The sequence below is a fragment of the Paenibacillus woosongensis genome, from assembly GCF_009725165.1.
GTDB classification, from domain to species: Bacteria; Bacillota; Bacilli; order Paenibacillales; family Paenibacillaceae; genus Fontibacillus; species Fontibacillus woosongensis.
Map to the genome: position 1 here is coordinate 93,523 of NZ_WNZW01000009.1, position 17,719 is coordinate 111,241.

At 43.9% G+C, this 17,719-nt stretch carries 12 protein-coding genes and 1 other RNA gene; 1 reads left to right on the forward strand and 12 read right to left on the reverse strand.

The genetic code is table 11. From position 1 onward, the window contains the following. Window positions 1-11: 11 nt before the first annotated feature. The 10 genes from GNP95_RS18955 to ssrA all read right to left on the reverse strand — a co-directional run bounded on the left by GNP95_RS18955 (window position 12) and on the right by ssrA (window position 12,740). The gene (locus GNP95_RS18955; protein ID WP_155612425.1) at window positions 12-761 is read right to left on the reverse strand and encodes an energy-coupling factor transporter transmembrane component T family protein; all 750 of its coding nucleotides are present in this window, start codon (window positions 759-761) and stop codon (window positions 12-14) included. Further along, window positions 754-1,623 (reverse strand): ATP-binding cassette domain-containing protein, encoded by an 870-nt coding sequence (locus GNP95_RS18960; protein ID WP_155612426.1) that lies wholly within the window; start codon window positions 1,621-1,623, stop codon window positions 754-756. Before GNP95_RS18960 ends, GNP95_RS18955 begins: the two co-directional genes overlap by 8 nt. After that, window positions 1,599-2,447: an ATP-binding cassette domain-containing protein gene (locus tag GNP95_RS18965; protein WP_155612427.1), complete on the reverse strand. Its 849-nt coding sequence runs from the start codon at window positions 2,445-2,447 to the stop codon at window positions 1,599-1,601. The genes GNP95_RS18960 and GNP95_RS18965 overlap by 25 nt, the downstream gene beginning before the upstream one ends. Before the next feature lie 326 nt (window positions 2,448-2,773). Continuing rightward, window positions 2,774-3,202, reverse strand: coding sequence for an HNH endonuclease (locus GNP95_RS18970; protein ID WP_155612428.1), 429 nt, complete (start codon window positions 3,200-3,202; stop codon window positions 2,774-2,776). Between the two features lie 109 nt (window positions 3,203-3,311). After that, complete coding sequence (locus GNP95_RS18975) at window positions 3,312-4,244, reverse strand: serine hydrolase domain-containing protein (RefSeq protein WP_155612429.1); 933 nt, start codon at window positions 4,242-4,244, stop codon at window positions 3,312-3,314. A 374-nt stretch (window positions 4,245-4,618) separates the two neighbouring features. Further along, window positions 4,619-7,957, reverse strand: coding sequence for a DEAD/DEAH box helicase family protein (locus GNP95_RS18980; protein WP_155612430.1), 3,339 nt, complete (start codon window positions 7,955-7,957; stop codon window positions 4,619-4,621). 24 nt (window positions 7,958-7,981) lie between these two features. Beyond that, complete coding sequence (locus tag GNP95_RS18985) at window positions 7,982-9,121, reverse strand: restriction endonuclease subunit S (protein ID WP_155612431.1); 1,140 nt, start codon at window positions 9,119-9,121, stop codon at window positions 7,982-7,984. Beyond that, on the reverse strand, window positions 9,118-10,605 hold the full coding sequence (locus tag GNP95_RS18990; protein WP_155612432.1) for a type I restriction-modification system subunit M: 1,488 nt from the start codon (window positions 10,603-10,605) through the stop codon (window positions 9,118-9,120). The genes GNP95_RS18985 and GNP95_RS18990 overlap by 4 nt, the downstream gene beginning before the upstream one ends. 358 nt (window positions 10,606-10,963) lie before the next feature. After that, window positions 10,964-12,217, reverse strand: coding sequence for a mechanosensitive ion channel family protein (locus tag GNP95_RS18995; protein ID WP_155612433.1), 1,254 nt, complete (start codon window positions 12,215-12,217; stop codon window positions 10,964-10,966). Between the two features lie 158 nt (window positions 12,218-12,375). Continuing rightward, window positions 12,376-12,740, reverse strand: a transfer-messenger RNA (tmRNA) gene (gene ssrA, locus GNP95_RS19000). A 346-nt stretch (window positions 12,741-13,086) separates the two neighbouring features. On the opposite strand from ssrA, the gene GNP95_RS19005 reads away from it, so the two are divergent. Further along, the gene (locus GNP95_RS19005; RefSeq protein ID WP_155612434.1) at window positions 13,087-14,121 is read left to right on the forward strand and encodes a DUF2167 domain-containing protein; all 1,035 of its coding nucleotides are present in this window, start codon (window positions 13,087-13,089) and stop codon (window positions 14,119-14,121) included. Between the two features lie 77 nt (window positions 14,122-14,198). Here GNP95_RS19005 and smpB read toward each other — a convergent pair whose 3' ends face one another. Both smpB and rnr read right to left on the reverse strand, forming a co-directional pair. After that, a complete protein-coding gene (gene smpB, locus GNP95_RS19010) occupies window positions 14,199-14,678 on the reverse strand; it encodes an SsrA-binding protein SmpB (RefSeq protein WP_155612435.1) in 480 nt (159 codons plus the stop codon). Between the two features lie 251 nt (window positions 14,679-14,929). After that, window positions 14,930-17,518, reverse strand: a complete 2,589-nt coding sequence (rnr, locus tag GNP95_RS19015; RefSeq protein ID WP_155612436.1) for a ribonuclease R — start codon at window positions 17,516-17,518, stop codon at window positions 14,930-14,932. Between the last annotated feature and the right edge of the window lie 201 nt (window positions 17,519-17,719).

Below are 17,719 nucleotides of genomic sequence, written 5' to 3' on the forward strand. Positions count from 1 at the left end.
CCCTCCTTCCTTTATATTGGATACAGAATAATAAATGGAAGCAAGATCGCCAGAATCAAAACGATGATATCGTGTTTAGCTATTTTCAGTTGAACATAACCCGTTCGCTCGCATCCGGGCTGATAACATCGGGACTCCATGGCTTCTGACAATCGTTCTGCCCGCCTTAAAATCATGAGGAGTAAAGGTGTCAAAAGTAACAACATATCCTTCCCCCTCCCTGCTATATTCCATCTGCCGTTATGCAATCCGCGAACTCTCTGTGCCTGTATGATACGCATCGCATCCTCCAAAAGAAGCGGCATATAAATAACGGCTATAGTGAACATAAACACAAACGTTTCCGTATTTATTCCTAAGCGGCGTACAGGGGATAATAATTTACGAAGCCCCTCGATTTGTTTTTCAGGCGGCGTTGTGGATAACATCAATGTGATCATCAGGAAAATAGAAAGCACTTTTAACGTCATTAGAGCTGCGGCTTCTATCCCATTTAGACTGGCTTGAATACTACCCAATATGAATAGGACGACAATAATACCTCGAAGATTGTTCCATACCATAAGAAGATGAAACCCGGAAAGCAGATAGAAGGTAATGACGATAACCATCCATATCAAGCTCGTTATTAACGAGTTGGATGAAACGAGGGTTACCAAATAACTGATAGCAAAACCATACTTTGAACGGGGGTCCAGCCGGTGAAGTAAGGAATCGCCTGCTACATACTGCAAGGAGGATAATGCGCCAAGGTTATTCATTGTCCATCTCCGAGATACGTAAGATTCGTTCTGATACGTAGTTGAGGAGCTTGTTTTCCTTCACGATCTCTAAATCGGCTATTTCAGGGAAAATGACTTCAAGTTCCTTGCATAGACGCAGTAATGGGGTTGGAAATAAAGGAATGCGAGGATGATCAAGTACGCTTTGGATTGCGCTTGCTTTCAAGTCATGGACCAATTCTCCGTGATGTAAAAGGATCAAACGATCTGCATGCTCCAATGCATCCTGAAGATCATGAGTAATGTAGACTATGGATATTCGGCGTGTTCGTTGAAGAAAGGTCAGTACAGCATGAAACTTCATACGGGCTGACGGATCAAGTCCAACTGTCGGTTCGTCCAATATAAGAATATTTGGTTCTTTGATTAGTGCCCCTGCCAATGCAGCAAGTCTTTGTTCTCCACCGCTAAGCTGAAAAGGGGATTGATCCTTGTACCGTTCAAAGTCCAGCCCTACTAGTTCCATGGCTTCTTTCACTTTGGCCTTGATTTCATGCTCGCTATACTTCATCCTGCGAAGGCCAAAGCCGATATCCAGAAATACCGTTTCTTCAAACAACTGGTGCTCCGGGAATTGCGATACATAAGCGATTTTGTTCCATAATTGAGAACGGTTTTTGCGGTTATTGATCGGGATATTATCCACGTACACTGTACCCTTATCTGGCGTCAACAAACCCGCACTGAGCTGCCCTAATGTGGATTTTCCAGACCCGGATGAACCCATGATCGCCACAAATTGTCCGTCGAGGATGGACAAATTTATACACTTCACCGCTCTATGCTCCATAGGCGTCCCTTTGGCATGCGTATAGCTTACATCGCAGAAATATATTCCCATATGGATTTAGCCAATTCCTTCTCCGATTTGCAGCCGCCTGACAGCTCTATACCTCTCCTGTAAAGGGATTTCCTGAAGCGTACAACAAAAGGCGGTAGCGTATGAGCATCTTGGAGAATCTCGGGCTGCTTCATTAAGGTGGGGACATCTCCCTCAAAAGTGAGTCTGCCTTGATTCAATACCAGTATCCGATCTGCCTTTAATATGTCTTCTGGATGATGAGTCACATGGATCACGGTGAACCCCTGTTGATGAAGATCAGACATTAGGCTGTGCAGATGGATGCTACTTTGTGGATCCAACATGGAGGTGGCTTCATCGAAAACGATGATTTTGGGGTGCATGGCAAGTATCCCCGCAATCGCAACCAACTGCTTCTGCCCTCCGGATAAGGTTCGAACAGGGCGGTTTCGAAACTCCTCCAGTTGCAGTAGTTTCATAATACGATCTACTCTCGAAATGATCTCATCCCTCTGGAACATCAGGTTTTGCAAACCGAATGCAATATCTTCTTCAACAGTTACTCCCACAATCTGTTCATCAGGGTTTTGAAAAATAACCCCAACACACTTGCGAATCTTAAGTAGATCGGCCATTTCGATATTTTCACCGAGGACATGCACTTTTCCCAAGCTTGGCTTCAACAAGCCGTTCATTAATTTAATTAAAGTCGATTTCCCCGAACCGTTTCCTCCTACGATGGACACCCACTCACCCAGAGTAATGCTAAATTTAATATCCTTGATGATCCACTCACTTTGCTCTGAATATCGAAATGAAACGTTCTCGAAGCGGACAGCTGGCGATTTGGAGGAATCGGTCATATCGTTACCCCATTTCCTACACTAAAAAAGAGAACATATATACATTCACCATTTATATGATCACAGGCTTGTTTGTTATGTTACATTAAAAAGAGCACCCTATCAGGTGCCCTCTTCCTTAACCTTCTATATATTGCGCATTGAAATGCTCAGCCACTTCTAGCATTTTCTGATAAATAACGTCATGCGATACGGCTACATACAGGTCCCCCTCATAAAATCGGAATGGAATTGTCGCCTCTCCTAGCCGCCAAAGAAAAAAATCTCCCCGAATCTTCATTGTCGTATCAGCTGACCGAAAGGAATACTCCTGTGCACTTTTACAGTTAGCGATGTCTGTATTTAGCTCTAAAAATGCGCCAACAAAGCTTGATAAGATTAGGAACCGAATGTGCATTTTCGGTAAGATAAGAGAATGCAGTACGGTTTCCTCGCCTCGTATTACAATCACTACATGAAGCAAGCAGATTGTGTGGAAGATCCGAGCCGCCTTTGCTTGAGGGGATAATATGGTCCACTGTCGTGGCGGGACGTCCGCACCACAAACAAGTGTGATGATCCCGTTTTAGCGCAACTTTTCGATAGTCACGAAATAAGAACGGGTTATACAGTAATTGGATCGTCTCCTCATCAATCCAGACCGCACGCGAACGCTCGACTTCCCGCCAAGCTCGATGAGGCAAACATGGTGTTAGTTCTTGACCATCCATATTGAGTACCGATATCATTGTTCCCTCATTATGATTATGATTCATCTATTTCACTCCAACTGTACGAAATGCTTTGACTTATTATAAACAAAAACACCATCCTCATGCGGATGATGTTCATGATGGTGGAGCATTGAATTCTAGAAATGACATGCTACTCATCACTCTTCAAAATACATTCGATAATATGAAGTGGTATAAGCGTATCTCCTTTTGTATCACACGTAATGGTTATGACCATCTCTCTCGACGGTATCACACAAATATATTGTCCTCCCATACCCATGGCAAAGTAAAACCTTTCATCCTCAGAAGTAGCCGAAGACCACCAATGTCGGCAATAGTGACCAAAATGCTTATAGGTTAGAAAAACAGGCTGCGTTGTTAATTCAACCCAGTCGCCATGAATTAACTGCTTCCCGTCCCACCTGCCATTATTCAGAAACAATTGACCCACTTTATGCATGTCTTGAATGGTAAGATGAATCCCAAAGCCACCGATATTAATACCTTGCGGGTCCTTATGCCAAATATAATCACTAAATTTTAGTTTAGAAAATAAGTGGTCATTAGCAAATTCCTGAGCATTTGTTCCTGTCGTTTTTTGGAGTATCGCCATTAATAAATGGCTACATCCCGAGTTATAATTCATATGCTCGCCTGGAGCATGCGCTAATGGTCTTTCCAAAACATAATTCACCCAATTTGGGCTGTGAATCATCTGCGGCCAGCCGCCCCATTCTCCCATCTCTGGCCAATTAAAGCCTGCACTCATCGTAAGCAGATGATCTATTGTAATCGTACTCTTTCTAGGGTCAGAATCTTTAACTAGTATCGGAAAGTATTCGACAATCGGTGTTGAGAGACTTGAAATAAGTCCCTTATCATAAGCAATGCCAATTAACGATGAAGCTATGCTTTTTGTGCATGAATTAATTTTATGCATATTGTTTTTGTTTTTTTGCTTTTTATTTTTAAAGTATTCAAATATAAAGTTACTGTTTCTACTGATTAAGCAGCTATGTATTTTTTCTTTTCTGAATACATCTGTTAAGTTTTGTTTCTTGTCTTTCCATAAAATATTCAATTAAGGTCTCCCACCTTCAACACTACTCAACCTCAAGTTTATAAATTGGTTCCTCATGAAAAGATCAATAATTTCATTTTCAAATTACTTATACTAGAACTATAATTTATTGTTCGAAAACTCAATCCTTATTTTACCACAACGACGAAAAATGATGGTCGATTTTATCTTTACTGAACAACAAAAGAGATGGCAGCTTTGCCATCCCTATATGATAAACTTTGCATTTCATTCAGAACCAAACGGTAACTGAAAACCCTTGACAAAAATATATGGTGTTCGTTTTTTATGGTATTGGTGGAGGCGAAAACATGGCTTTGCGTAACCACAATTGGCGTCATCATTACGTCAAAAAGGGGCTTTTTAAATAATCCTTAAGAAATATCCTCCGCATTACGGTTAATATGATCAATGATATCCAAAATTCCTCGAGCTTTTGGAAGCTGGTCCTTGAATACAACCATGATTCCACCTACTGAACTAAACGGATCTTGCTGCAATACTTGGCGTTCTAATGTACCATTCTTGACGATGTAATCAATGATCAACTCAACGAATTGAATTTGTTGTAAATTTAAGTTCTGTTCAGAAATAAACGTTGAAAATGCTTCAACAGCAGCTTGGCGGTCAAGACCGACAATTTTACGAACGAGCTTTGTTACCGGAGTATCGCCATAATCTTTTTCGTACTGTTCTTTGGAACCAAGTTCACTCCATAAAATTTGCTCTAAGTATTCCACATCTTGCTTCGTTAATGGTTTGTTGTTACGCAGCTTATAAATTGCTAATGTATCCTCATGTTGATGCTCTTTTAAGTAATGCTCCACCTTTTTACGATAGCTTTGTAAGTCGTTCACATTATAAATCGACGCATTTTCTGCAACGGTTATCACTTCATCTTGGAAATCCGTGTAATAGATTTTCTGATTCGAACGCTCAATATAGCGAATTAAATCACGTAGTGCAATACGCACCCTTTCTAAATCAGCAAGCGAAGGCTCTTCCCAGAATTCCATCGTTCGTACGTCATCGATCACATCTTTTTGTGCTAATACTTGTGGAATTGTACCTAGCTTTGAAAGTGCTTCGGCTGTATCAATAACTCGGCGAATTGGCTTTGTGGCATTATTTGACTGCAAGCTCGCTAATTCAATCGTCAGCATTAACAGATCAAAGCGTTTGGCTAACTCATCATCTTCAATCGGTGTAATTAACGGTGAAATGTTTTCTTTCACTTCATTAGTCTGCACGACCGATAACGCCTGCCAGCTCTCCTCATTTTGATACTTATGCACATATTGTAAGTATTGGCGCACTCGGAAATTATCATCATTTAATGCTCGAACATCTGATATAATTTCCTTCAATAGTTGTTCACGATAAGAAATAAACGGTGCTTCTTGATATTGAAGCGATTGTAATTCACGTACAATGTCGACTTTAGTATTAAACAACTTTTCCGTTAAGGTTTGGGTTATTTTCGCTTCCTCGCCTTTTTCATTCTCACGGAAATACTCGAAGTTTCTTAAATAGTCAAAAATTAAAAAGTAGCCCTTATCCAATCCTGGTCCAAACAGGTCTTTACGAAGACGTGTTCCGCGACCGATCATCTGCCAGAACTTCGTTTTCGAGCGCACCTTTTTGAAGAAGACTAAATTTAATACATCCGGCACATCAATTCCTGTATCTAACATATCAACCGATATGGCGATTTGTGGCATTTTGTCCGGTGTTGAGAAGTCATCAATGAGCGTCTGATAATATTCCACACTATAGTCAATTACCTCGGCAAAATTACCACCGTATTCAGGGAATTTCAAGTCGAAGCGTTCTTTAATAGCCATCGCATGCTTGTGGTTTTTGGCGAAAATAATGGTCTTCCCTAACTTGTCTCCACCTTCAACCTTCAAGCCATGTTCCATTAAGTCATTTAACACGTGATCAATTGTGTTCTTGTTAAATACAAAATGATTAATGGCTGAGCTATCAATATCCCTTACTTGCGGTTCGTCTTCAAAAATCTCGTCAAACTCTTCTTTTTCGTCTTCGGATAAATCATCGTAACGAATACCATCATCTAAAATTTTCAACGTCGTTTCTCGTGTGCGATAATCAACTAAGTAGCCATCTTCAACAGCCTTCGCTAATTCATAAGCAAAGGTCGGTACGCCGTTTTCTAAATCAAAAATGGTGTATGTATTTTTATCAAGTTCATTCTTTGGCGTTGCGGTTAAACCGACAAGCATCCCGTCAAAGTAATCGAAAATGCTTTTATACTTCTGATAAATCGAACGGTGTGACTCATCGATAATAATTAAATCAAAATGCCCTATCGTAAATAAACGATTACCGTCCTTACGCTTCACTTCATCAATGGCATTCATCATCGTTGGATACGTCGAGAACACCATACGAGCAGCCTCAGGATTCGAATTTTTCTCAAGCATATTACTTAATGATAAATTCGGAAGAAGTGTGTTAAAGTTACGGAATGCTTGCTTCACTAAAGATGTACGATCCGCAAGAAACAGTACATTTTTCACCCAATAATGCTTCGTTAACACATCGACTAATGAGATCGCCGTTCGTGTTTTACCACTACCCGTGGCCATTACAAGAAGGCCTTTTCGTTGGTTGTTACTGAACGTATCACAAATCGCTAGAATCGCTTCTTTTTGATAGTAACGGTTTGTAATATCATCATTAATTTCAATATTCTTTAAAGGCTGTTTCATTTGGCGACGGTCGATTAACAATTGCAGCTCATCTTGTGTATAGAAGCCTGACACTTTACGTGCTGCATAGTGATCATGCCAAATATGCGTTTCAAAGCCGTTTGTATAAAAGATGACTGGTCGTAACCCCTGCATCTGCTCTATACAATCCGCATACAGTTTTGCTTGGTTACGCCCTTCTTTTGGGTCACGTGAAGTACGTTTTGCTTCAACAACAGCTAAAATTTTACCGTTCGTACCCCGTAACACATAATCCACATAACCTTCGCCTTTTGCATTTGGCATACCTGTTACCGGATATTCTATCTCAATGTTTTTGGCAATTTCCCAACCAGCTAACTTTAAGTCTAAATCGATATAACGTTTACGCGTACCAAATTCCGAAATCGTATCGACATCAAAATCGTAATCTCGTTGTGACTCTACACGATTTGCCGTGAGTTGCGCCCGGAGCTCTTCATTCTGCTTACGAAGCTCTTCAAGTGACTGATCCTTAGCACTTAGCTTGTCATATAAATCACTTAGTTCCTCTGGACGCTCTCGCTTGTATACTGCATCATACAGTAACGCCTCATCAAACGTGGATGCGGTGTATTCCTCTGCGTAACAATAATCAATCCATGCAACAAACTGATGTAAATTATGTAAAGACAACACCGCTTCATCCCGAGTAATTGCCACATTCGTATGTACAGCTGTATTACCAAGCTTCACCACATATTTCATCATCGGCAACAGTTCTTCATCAATAATGCCCAAAAAGTGACGGTTATGAATCAAGCTTGAGAGGTTATCTTGATATGGTATTTTCACATCATTATCAAACTGATACACCCATTTGACCGCAAGCTCGAGCGCACGGCGCGATAAAATCGCAACCGTGGCTGGGCTAACCTGCATCGCCTTTTCCGCTTCAAAACAGGCATTGGCAAAGCTGGTGAATAGCTGTTTATCCTTTAAAAACTCGAAGTTCAACATATACTCATCTCCTATGCGAGATAGTTATTGTTCTTGGAAGAGTTCGCCTTTGAAGGCTTTTTGGAGTGTAGAATTATATAGTTTTTTATATGAAAATAGGCTATCAATAAAATCATTTCTTAATTTTTCTAAAGAAATAATTTTATTAACAAATTCCTTTTGCAATTCAATAGGAGGCACTAATACTAGAAGCTCATTTAAATTTTTTTTAGATATATTAGGCATCGACCCTGAACTACCCGATGCTAGTGCACTTAATTCCTTTTTCATAGAATTATTATTTAATAACCTCCATAGATAAATCGGTTCCATTAGAGTTGTATTCTTAATATTTAATTTAAATATTAAGTCAGAAAACATCAGTTGTGAAGGCGTTTCAAATATATAAGAACAAGCCCCCACTAATTCTTTTGTATTCTTCCTTGTTAAAAGGATATCACCGACATTCACTTCATACTCACTTTTAAAAGGTGTCCCATCAAGTAACTTTTTATTTTCTTTAAAATTATACCTACCTCCTGTAACTGCACTTAGTTTCAAAACTCCTGGTTCATTATTTGTAGCTGGTTCTTTACTAGCAACAGGGCTCCATCCTGTTTGTATATCCGATACAACATTTTTGATTGGCATCTGCTTGAATTTTTTTATGTTTTGAATTGGATTTCCAAACATCTCTAAAAACAAACTTTGTGTTAATTCGTCTAATGCTGTGATTTGACATTGGCGTTTTTGTAATACTAAATTTATCATGTCCAACAATTCCGAAATTTTCCTTTGCTGAACTTTTTCTAAGAGAGGTATCTTAATTTTTTCTATATTAGATCGAATTATTTGTGGTTGTGCCGAGCCTGAAATAACATCGCTAAACCCTCTATATTTCAAGTAATAATAAAGAAATTTAATATCCATTATACTCTCATCAAGGTTATCTAAAGCCATTGCATTTCCATTTACATATGAATACGGTTCACTAATATTTACTTCACCACAAGTTGCACCTCGACAAGTAACCAATATAGTTGGAAACTCATGATTATATTCATTATAATACCCAATGATTCCATTGGCACCATAAACAGGATAACCACTTGAGGATAAATTAGAAGCAGCAATTGTTTTCCATTGTTTAGGATAACAAATCTGTTGCAACTCTACATATTTCATAATATTCTCCCCTTTAATAACTTTAACTCCTGTTGAATCTCATCTTCTAATAGAATTATTTGATTAAGTATTTCTTTCGGAGATTTATACTCCACTTCCTCATACTCAACCTCTTTATACTTATTAATCGACAAATCATACCCTTGCTCGCGAATCTCATCCACTGGCACAAAGAATGATTGTTCAGTACGTTTACGTTCCACTTCACCTTGTAAGTCACCAAAACGGGCAATAATATCCTCAATATCATTCGCTGAAATTGGCGTACGTTTATCGTCTAATGAATACCCATCAGCCTTCATATCATAGAACCATACGTGATCCGTTCCGCCTGTACCTGTTTTCGTGAAAATCATAATCCCTGTTGAAACTCCTGCATACGGCTTAAATACGCCACTTGGCATTGAAATGATAGCTTCTAATTTATTGTTATCAATAATTTCCTTACGAATAGCTTTATGCGCATTTGAGCTACCGAACAATACGCCATCCGGTACGATTACCGCTGCACGTCCACCAGCCTTTAACACTCGTAAAATTAGTGATAAGAATAGTAGCTCTGTTTTCTTCGTTTTCGCTACTTTTAATAAGTCATTCGATACAGCATCATAGTCTAACGATCCTTTAAATGGTGGATTCGCTAGTACTAATGTGTACTTATCTTCATCTTTATTTTCTTCAGATAATGAATCACGATAATCAATATTTGGAGCATCTACACCGTGCAACATCATGTTCATAGCTCCAATACGTAACATCGTTGTATCCATATCGTTACCATAGAACATATGGTTATGGAAATGCTCATTTAACCCTTGTACTAAAAACAAGTCTTGATGATTCTTACGTAAATATTCACTTGCTGAGACAAGAAAACCCGCTGACCCCATTGCCGGATCAATAATGATATCTTCTGGTGATGGCTTCATTAATTCTACCATCATATTGATAATATGACGTGGTGTACGAAATTGACCATTTGTACCTGAAGTTTGGAGCTTCGATAATAAGTGCTCATAAATGTCCCCTTTTGTATCACGCTCTTCCATTGGAATGCTATCAAGTGCTGTTACTACTTTTTGTAATGTAGCAGGCTTATTGATTTGGAACATTGCGTCTTTCATATACTTTGAGAATGCAGATTCCTCTTTACCACCTAACGTTTTGATAAAAGGAAAAATCGTATTCACCATTACTTCATACATTTCTTGGGCAGGTAAGTTCTTAAACTGTGTCCAACGCATAATTGGCCAGTGTTGCTTTTGCACTTCATTAAAATCTGCTGGTCTTTCCGAGAAAATCCCTTTATATTCAAGCCCTAAAAATTCCGCCTCGTTTTCTTTTTTCAGTTCACCTTCATCTAAGCCTTTAATGAAGAGTAAGTATGTTAATTGCTCAATGTTTGTTAAAGGGTTTGTATTCCCCTCTGTCCATAATGTCGTCCAAATGTTATCAATTTTGTTTTTGATCTCACCTGTAATCATGTTGTAACCTCCATTTTATTAAGGTGCCTATTGCAGGCACCTTCTCTTACGATTTATTTTAGACTAAATGTGTGGCCAATGCCCATATGTTTATAAGCATTCAGCTTAGAATCCTTTAATTGTGTCAAAATCTCGTCTAGCTTCATTTAAGCTCTCGTTCTTCTTCAACGAATTTCTCGTCAATTTCTTGTTGTTTCTACATTTAAACTTATCATTTAATAAGAAAAACCCGCTTGAAGAGCGGGTTTTCAGTATGGGGACGAGGGGAGTCGAACCCCTGTCCGAAGGCAACACCACATAGGTGTCTACGGGTGCTCCTTCACCCTGCAAACCGCTTCAACTTACCTCCGATTCGATCTCAATACCCTCGTGAATATTGCGTGCCTTCCTTGAGATTGGCGATATCGTGGCCCGTTGGATTTTGGAAGGCACGTAGCCCAAATGTCGGCGCAACCGCAAAAATGTGGTCAAAGATATCCGCCTGAACCGATTCATACACTCCCCAGTTGGTGTCATTGCTGAAAGCGTAGATTTCCAATGGCAGTCCGTTATCCCCCGGTGCTAACTGTCTCACAATCAGCGTCATTTCCTGGTGAATTTTCGGATGATTCCGCAGATATTGATGGATGTATTCTCTGAATACACCCACATTCGTAAGCTGTCTGCCGTTCACTTTGCTCTCCGTATTAATCTGATGTTCCCGATTGTACGTGTTAATTTCATCTAATCTTGTCGTGACATATTCGGTAAGGAAGTGAATCTTCTTGAATTCCTCAATCATTTCCTCGGTACAAAAGCTTATGCTGCTCGTATCGATATAGATGCATCGCTTAATTCTTCGGCCACCGGATACTTGCATGCCTCTCCAATTCTTGAACGAGTCCGAGATAAGCGCATAGCTCGGAATCATTGTGATCGTCTTATCAAAATTCCTAACCTTTACCGTATTTAACGTAATATCGATCACATCGCCATCCGCATTATATTTAGGCATTTCAATCCAGTCACCGACACGTACCATATCATTCGATGATAATTGAACACCTGCCACCAGGCCTAAAATCGAATCCTTGAAGATTAGCATCAGCACAGCCGATAGAGCACCAAGCCCACTGAGAATAATCAAGGGATTCTGACCGATGAGGTTCGAGATCACCACAATGCCGCCAACAATAAATAGAACGATTTTCGCCACCTGAATATACCCCTTAATCGGCCTGATCTTAGAGATTTCATACGAGCGATAAATCGCATCAAAAGCATTGAGCAGCGCATTAAACACCGCAATGGCTACGATAATCATGTACGTTAATGCGGCCTTTTCAATCAAAGCTTGGTAGGACAGAAAGGTGGACGCTGAATAATAGATGATGATGGCTGGCACGAGATGCGACAGCTTATGAAACACTTTTTTCTCCAAAATAATATTATCCCACGTATACCTATTGTTATGGACGATATGAATAATCGTCTTCAATACAATTTTTTTGGCTATGAAATTAGCCAGTATACAGACCACAGCTATAAAAACGACCATGATCATATTCGAAAGATATCCAATGGTTTGTTCGCTCATGCCATATCCGTCTAGTTGATTTTTGATAAATTCCATTGTCTCCTCCTAACGCAGTATGGATTAGCCTATTATTATAAGTTAGATTTTAGCGCTAAGCAAAGTCCAAGATAAGACATTACGGGGCTGATTGGAGAGACGCTCGGTAAAGGTGTAATAAAAAAGACCACCTTCAACGGTGGTCTTTCTGATGGTACATATGGAGGCGAGGGGAGTCGAACCCCTGTCCGAAGGCAACGCCACATAAGCTTCTACGGGTGTAGTGACAGTTTTGATGTCACCCTAGAGACTCCCCGTCACCGGATTCCCTTCGGGTCAGCCTGTTTGTCTTCTTCAGCTAGCCGCAGGCGGAGACTAGACAGCGTATCCCACTAAAGGTTGAGCCCTCATCCCGGTACATGGGCGATACAGAGCGAGAGCACGTCTGCAGGTTATTAAGCTGCGAGAGCGTAGTTTGTTTGTTGTTTGCCGTTTAATTGGCTTTAGCGTTGATAAAGCGGACGCGTCCCCACTACCCGCTACCTATGCTCGATCTACCCCCGTCGAATCCAAAAACGCCCCCGAAATAAGATAAGCGGTCTACCACGATCCGCCCGCCTTAAACGGCGACTCGAATGGGTCGGCTGCGATTGCCGGTTCAATCCGAGCATAAGTGCTGTTTGCACTTAATATAGCCAGCTTTCAGCGAATCTCGCCTCAACTTGACTATAACCATTATACCACTTTCACCACGTTTCATGTCTGGTGATTTAATGGCAGGTAGACCATAATTGTAGCAACCCGAACAACGAAATGCAAGTTTCTTAGCCGCTATTGATCACCTTCAAGGTAATATTAAACATTAATCTACAAAATATAACAACATTCTCCGATATAAATGGTTGGACAAACGAATATTGGAGGATGTTATGAAAATCAACTGTTTTTTCAAAAGTCATGCAACACATTTTATGATGGTCTGGATTCTAGTCATCAGTATCTTTGCCGCACCCTTATCTGCCAGCGCTGAAGCTGTCGATAAAACCAGCCTGAACTGGATTCAAGGATCAAATCAACCGCTTCCCGTGGGAGACATCGCACAAGTCACGATTAATGAGGATTACGTATTTCTGAATGGCGCTGATATCAAGACCTATATCCGAGAATATGGGCAGATCCCTTCTGATCTTGAGATCGGAGCTGTTTTTCCTATAGACGAAGATGCTTACTGGATAGCTTACTTTGAATACGTAGACTCCGGTCATATTTCGGATGACGAAAAGACCAAAATTGATGCTGACAAGCTTCTGGACAGCTTCAAAGCAGGCACGGAAGAAACCAACAAAGAAGTTGCAGAGCATAGCCGTCTTTATGTAGACGGATGGGATATTGAACCTACATATAACGAATCCTTGCGGAGCCTCACCTGGTCTTTGCTCCTTCATAATTACAAAGGGGAGAAGATCATTAACTATCACGTCCGCGTATTGACACGTACGGGTTATCTATCCGTCATTCTGGCCTCCGACCCTGAGCACCTGGCCGCAGACCGCGCGACTCTGGAGCGTGACATCCTGCCGAACCTCGTAATTAACCCAGGGAAAACCTATGAGGATTTTGATCCTGCTGTCGATAAAAAATCCTCGATGGGTTTGACCGGACTCATTCTGGGCGGAGCGGGACTGGCGGTCGCCAAAAAAGCAGGACTGTTCGGCTTGCTTGCCGTCCTGATCAAAAAATTCTGGTTCGTGTTATTCCTGCCGTTCGTATGGCTGTTCAACAGGCTCCGCGGGAAAGGCAAGAATAAGCAGCAGGAAGATCCGGCTGAAGAGGCTAACCAAGCAGACGGAGCAGATCACAGCTCCCATCCAAGCGATCCGCAGCAGGAGGCTGCCGAAGACTCGAAATTCAAATCCAAATTCGAATTGGAAGAGGAAAATAAAAAGCCGCCAACCTCCCTCTAGGAGGCATCAAAAAACCTCGGATTGCAGCAAGCATGATGCCGCTGCGATCCGAGGTTTTGGCTGTTTATTGTAGTAAATTACCGCGCTACCTTCTGCTTCTCGCGAAGGATGCGCTGAATATCGCGCTGTGCATCGCGCTTGGCTGCGGCTTCCCGCTTGTCGTACTGCTTCTTCCCTTTACCAAGGCCGATCAGCAGCTTGGCATAGCCGTTGCGGATATATATCTTCAGCGGCACGATCGAATACCCTTCCTGCTTCGACAGGCCGAGCAGCTTGTTGATCTGTGCCTTATGCAGCAGAAGCTTGCGTGCTCGCGTCGGATCAGTCGGATTATGCCGATTCCCTTGTTCGAACGGGCTCACATGCATATTGTGAATGTGAATCTCGCCATTGCGAATCGTCGCAAATGCATCGCTGATGTTCGCTCTGCCGTTGCGGATCGACTTGATTTCGGTACCGGTCAGCACCATCCCTGCCTCAAAGGTATCCTCGATGAAGTAATCATGGGAAGCCTTCTTGTTCTGCGCCAATACCTTACCATCATTCTTCTTGCCCATGTTCATCCTCCTCACCGCCATTTTTGCCAGGTCGCTGACTCTAGTACACCAGAAATTAATTGTATCAACTACGTGATGCAAAATCAAGGCGCGGCCACACCGCAAGCGCCCGAGCACAGCTCGAGGGCGCTCACAAACAAGCGGCCCCCACCACCGTGGGGGCCGCCGCCACAGGCCGCGCCGTTCGGGCACGCGGCCCAAACCGCCCGCCCGGGCATAGCCCGCGGGCGGGCGAGCCGCTCGCGCAAGAGCTACCGCTTCTTGCGCGGCGGCTTCCCATCGGCGCCCGGCGCACCACTGCTGCCGCCGCCGATGAAAATCCCGCTCGCGGACGTCTTCTTCCGCCGCGAGCCCTTGCCCGCACCGCTGCTGCCGCCCGCTTTGCGGCTCGTGGCCGCCGGCCCGGCGCCATAGCCGCCTTTGCCGGAGCCGAAGCCAAAGCTCACCGCTGCTGGCCCGGCATCCCCGGCCGCTCCAGCTCCAGCACCGCGCTTTCCGCCGCGCTTGCCCCCGGCCGCTGCCTTGCCCTTGCCGCTGCCTTTGCCGGCTTTGCCGAACGCCTTGCCCGCTCCGGCCTTCTTCCCGGCTTTGCCGCCGTTCTTGCCGCCTTTGCCGCCAGCCGACTGCCACGGCTTGCCGCTGCCTTTGCCGCCCGGGCGTCCGCCGAAGCCGTCTTCAAAGCCTTCTCCCCGGCGCCGCGGCTTCATGTCGACCATCTCAAAATCGATCGTATGGTCGTCCATATTGACCCGGGCCACGCGAATTTCGACCTCGTCGCCAATGCGGTAAATTTTCGACGTGCGCTCGCCAATCAGCGCCATATGCTGCTCATGGAAGTGGTAATAATCGTCCGTCATCGCACTGAGACGGATCAAGCCTTCCACCGTATTCTCCAGCTCGATGAACATCCCGAAGCTCGTCACGCTGCTGATAATGCCCGGGAACTCCTCCCCGACCTTATCCAGCATGAATTCCGCCTTCTTCAGCTGCTCCGTATCCCGCTCGGCCTCCACGGCTACCCGCTCGCGCTCAGACGATTGCTGGGAAATCTCCTGCATCCGGCTGGCCAAATATTCTTCCCGTGCCGCCGGCAGAGCCCCGCCGCTCTCGATAACCTCGCGAATGACCCGGTGAATGACCAAATCCGGATAACGCCGGATCGGCGAGGTGAAATGCGTGTAGAACTCGGCAGCCAGTCCAAAATGCCCCGTACTCTCCGCATCGTATTTCGCCTGCTTCATTGAACGCAGCATCATCGTGCTAATGACCGTCTGCTCCTTCGTCCCTTGGATATCCTCCAGCAGCGATTGCAGCGCGCGCGGATGAACACGGTCGCCTTTGCCGCCCTTGACCGAATACCCGAAATTAGCGACGAACATCATGAAATTGAGCAGCTTCTCCTGATCCGGGTCTTCGTGGATCCGGTAAATGAACGGCACCTTCAGCCAATGGAAATGCTCCGCCACTGTCTCGTTGGCCGCCAGCATGAACTCCTCGATGATTTGCTCCGCGATTGAGCGCTCTCTCTTGACAATATCCGTCGGCTTGCCGTTCTCATCCACGATCACCTTCGATTCCTCGAAGTCGAAGTCCACCGCCCCGCGGCGCATCCGCTTGCTCCGCAGCTTGAGCGCCAGCTCCTTCATCAGGCGGAACATATCGGCCAATTCGCTGTAGCGCGCTGTTACCTCCGGATCCTCGTCCTCCACGATCTTGCGCACATTCGTGTAGGTCATCCGTTCTTTCGTGCGAATCACACTCGTAAAAATATCATGCTTCACGACCTTCATCTGCTCGTTGAATTCCATCTCGCACGACAGTGTGAACCGATCTACCTTCGGATTCAGGGAGCATATGCCGTTCGACAGCCGATGCGGCAGCATCGGAATTACACGATCCACAAGGTACACGCTGCACCCGCGGTTATACGCCTCCTGATCGAGCTTCGACTTCTCGCGCACATAATAGCCGACATCGGCAATATGCACGCCTAGCTTGATATGGCCGTTCAGCAGACGCTCTGCGTTCACCGCATCGTCCAAATCCTTCGCATCCTCACCATCGATCGTCACGATGACCTTATCCCGCAAATCGCGCCGCCCTTGCTTGGCAATTTCCGCCGGGTCGATCTCATCGGGGACGCTCATTGCCTCTTCCATCACATCATCTGGAAAAGCCTCCGGCAATTGATGCTTACGAATGATCGACAGAATATCGACACCCGGGTCATCCTTATGCCCGAGAATTTCGATAATCTCGCCTTCGGCTGCGGCTCTCCCTTCCGGGTACTGCACGATCCGCACGACGACCTTTTGGCCGTTGGCCGCACCGTTAAAGCCCTCTTTCGGAATGAAAATATCGCGATTAATCCGCTTGTCATCCGGGATGACGAAGCCATAAGCCTCTTCGTTCTGAAATACGCCGACAACCTGGGTCACGGCCCGGGTAACGACCCGTACGACCTCGCCCTCCAGCTTGCCGCCGGCTATGCTTTTCGAATTGACGCGCACGAGGACGGTATCGCCGTTCATCGCGCTTTTGAGATCATTGGCATGAATATATACGTCAGGGTGCTCGCGATCCTCTGGAATGAGAAAAGCAAAGCCTTTGGCATGCGCCTGCAGCCGTCCCCGCACTAAATCCATCCGCTCCGGCATGCCGTAACGGTGAGTTCGCGTCAGTATGATTTTCCCTTCCTGCTCCAAACGGTTCAGCAGCTTCAGGAACTCCCTGAATTCCTTCGCGTCCGCAATATGGAAATGCTCTTCAAGCTCCTGATAGGTCATCGGTTTATAAGCGGTCTCCCGCATAAAATCAAGCAGCTCTGATTCTGTTACCATAAACTCACCTCGGCCCGGCTCGGCTTGTCCTTAACCGGTTATGTATTTTATATGTTGGGAACCAATTTCCACGAATTACCCTTCATGTATATACCCTAGTATACACGAAATTAACCGTCCGCATCCGTTTCTCCTTAAATCGCCGAGCTGCATTTTTCCCCCAAATTTGATTTCTCCTGAAAACCAATGCAAAAAACCCCC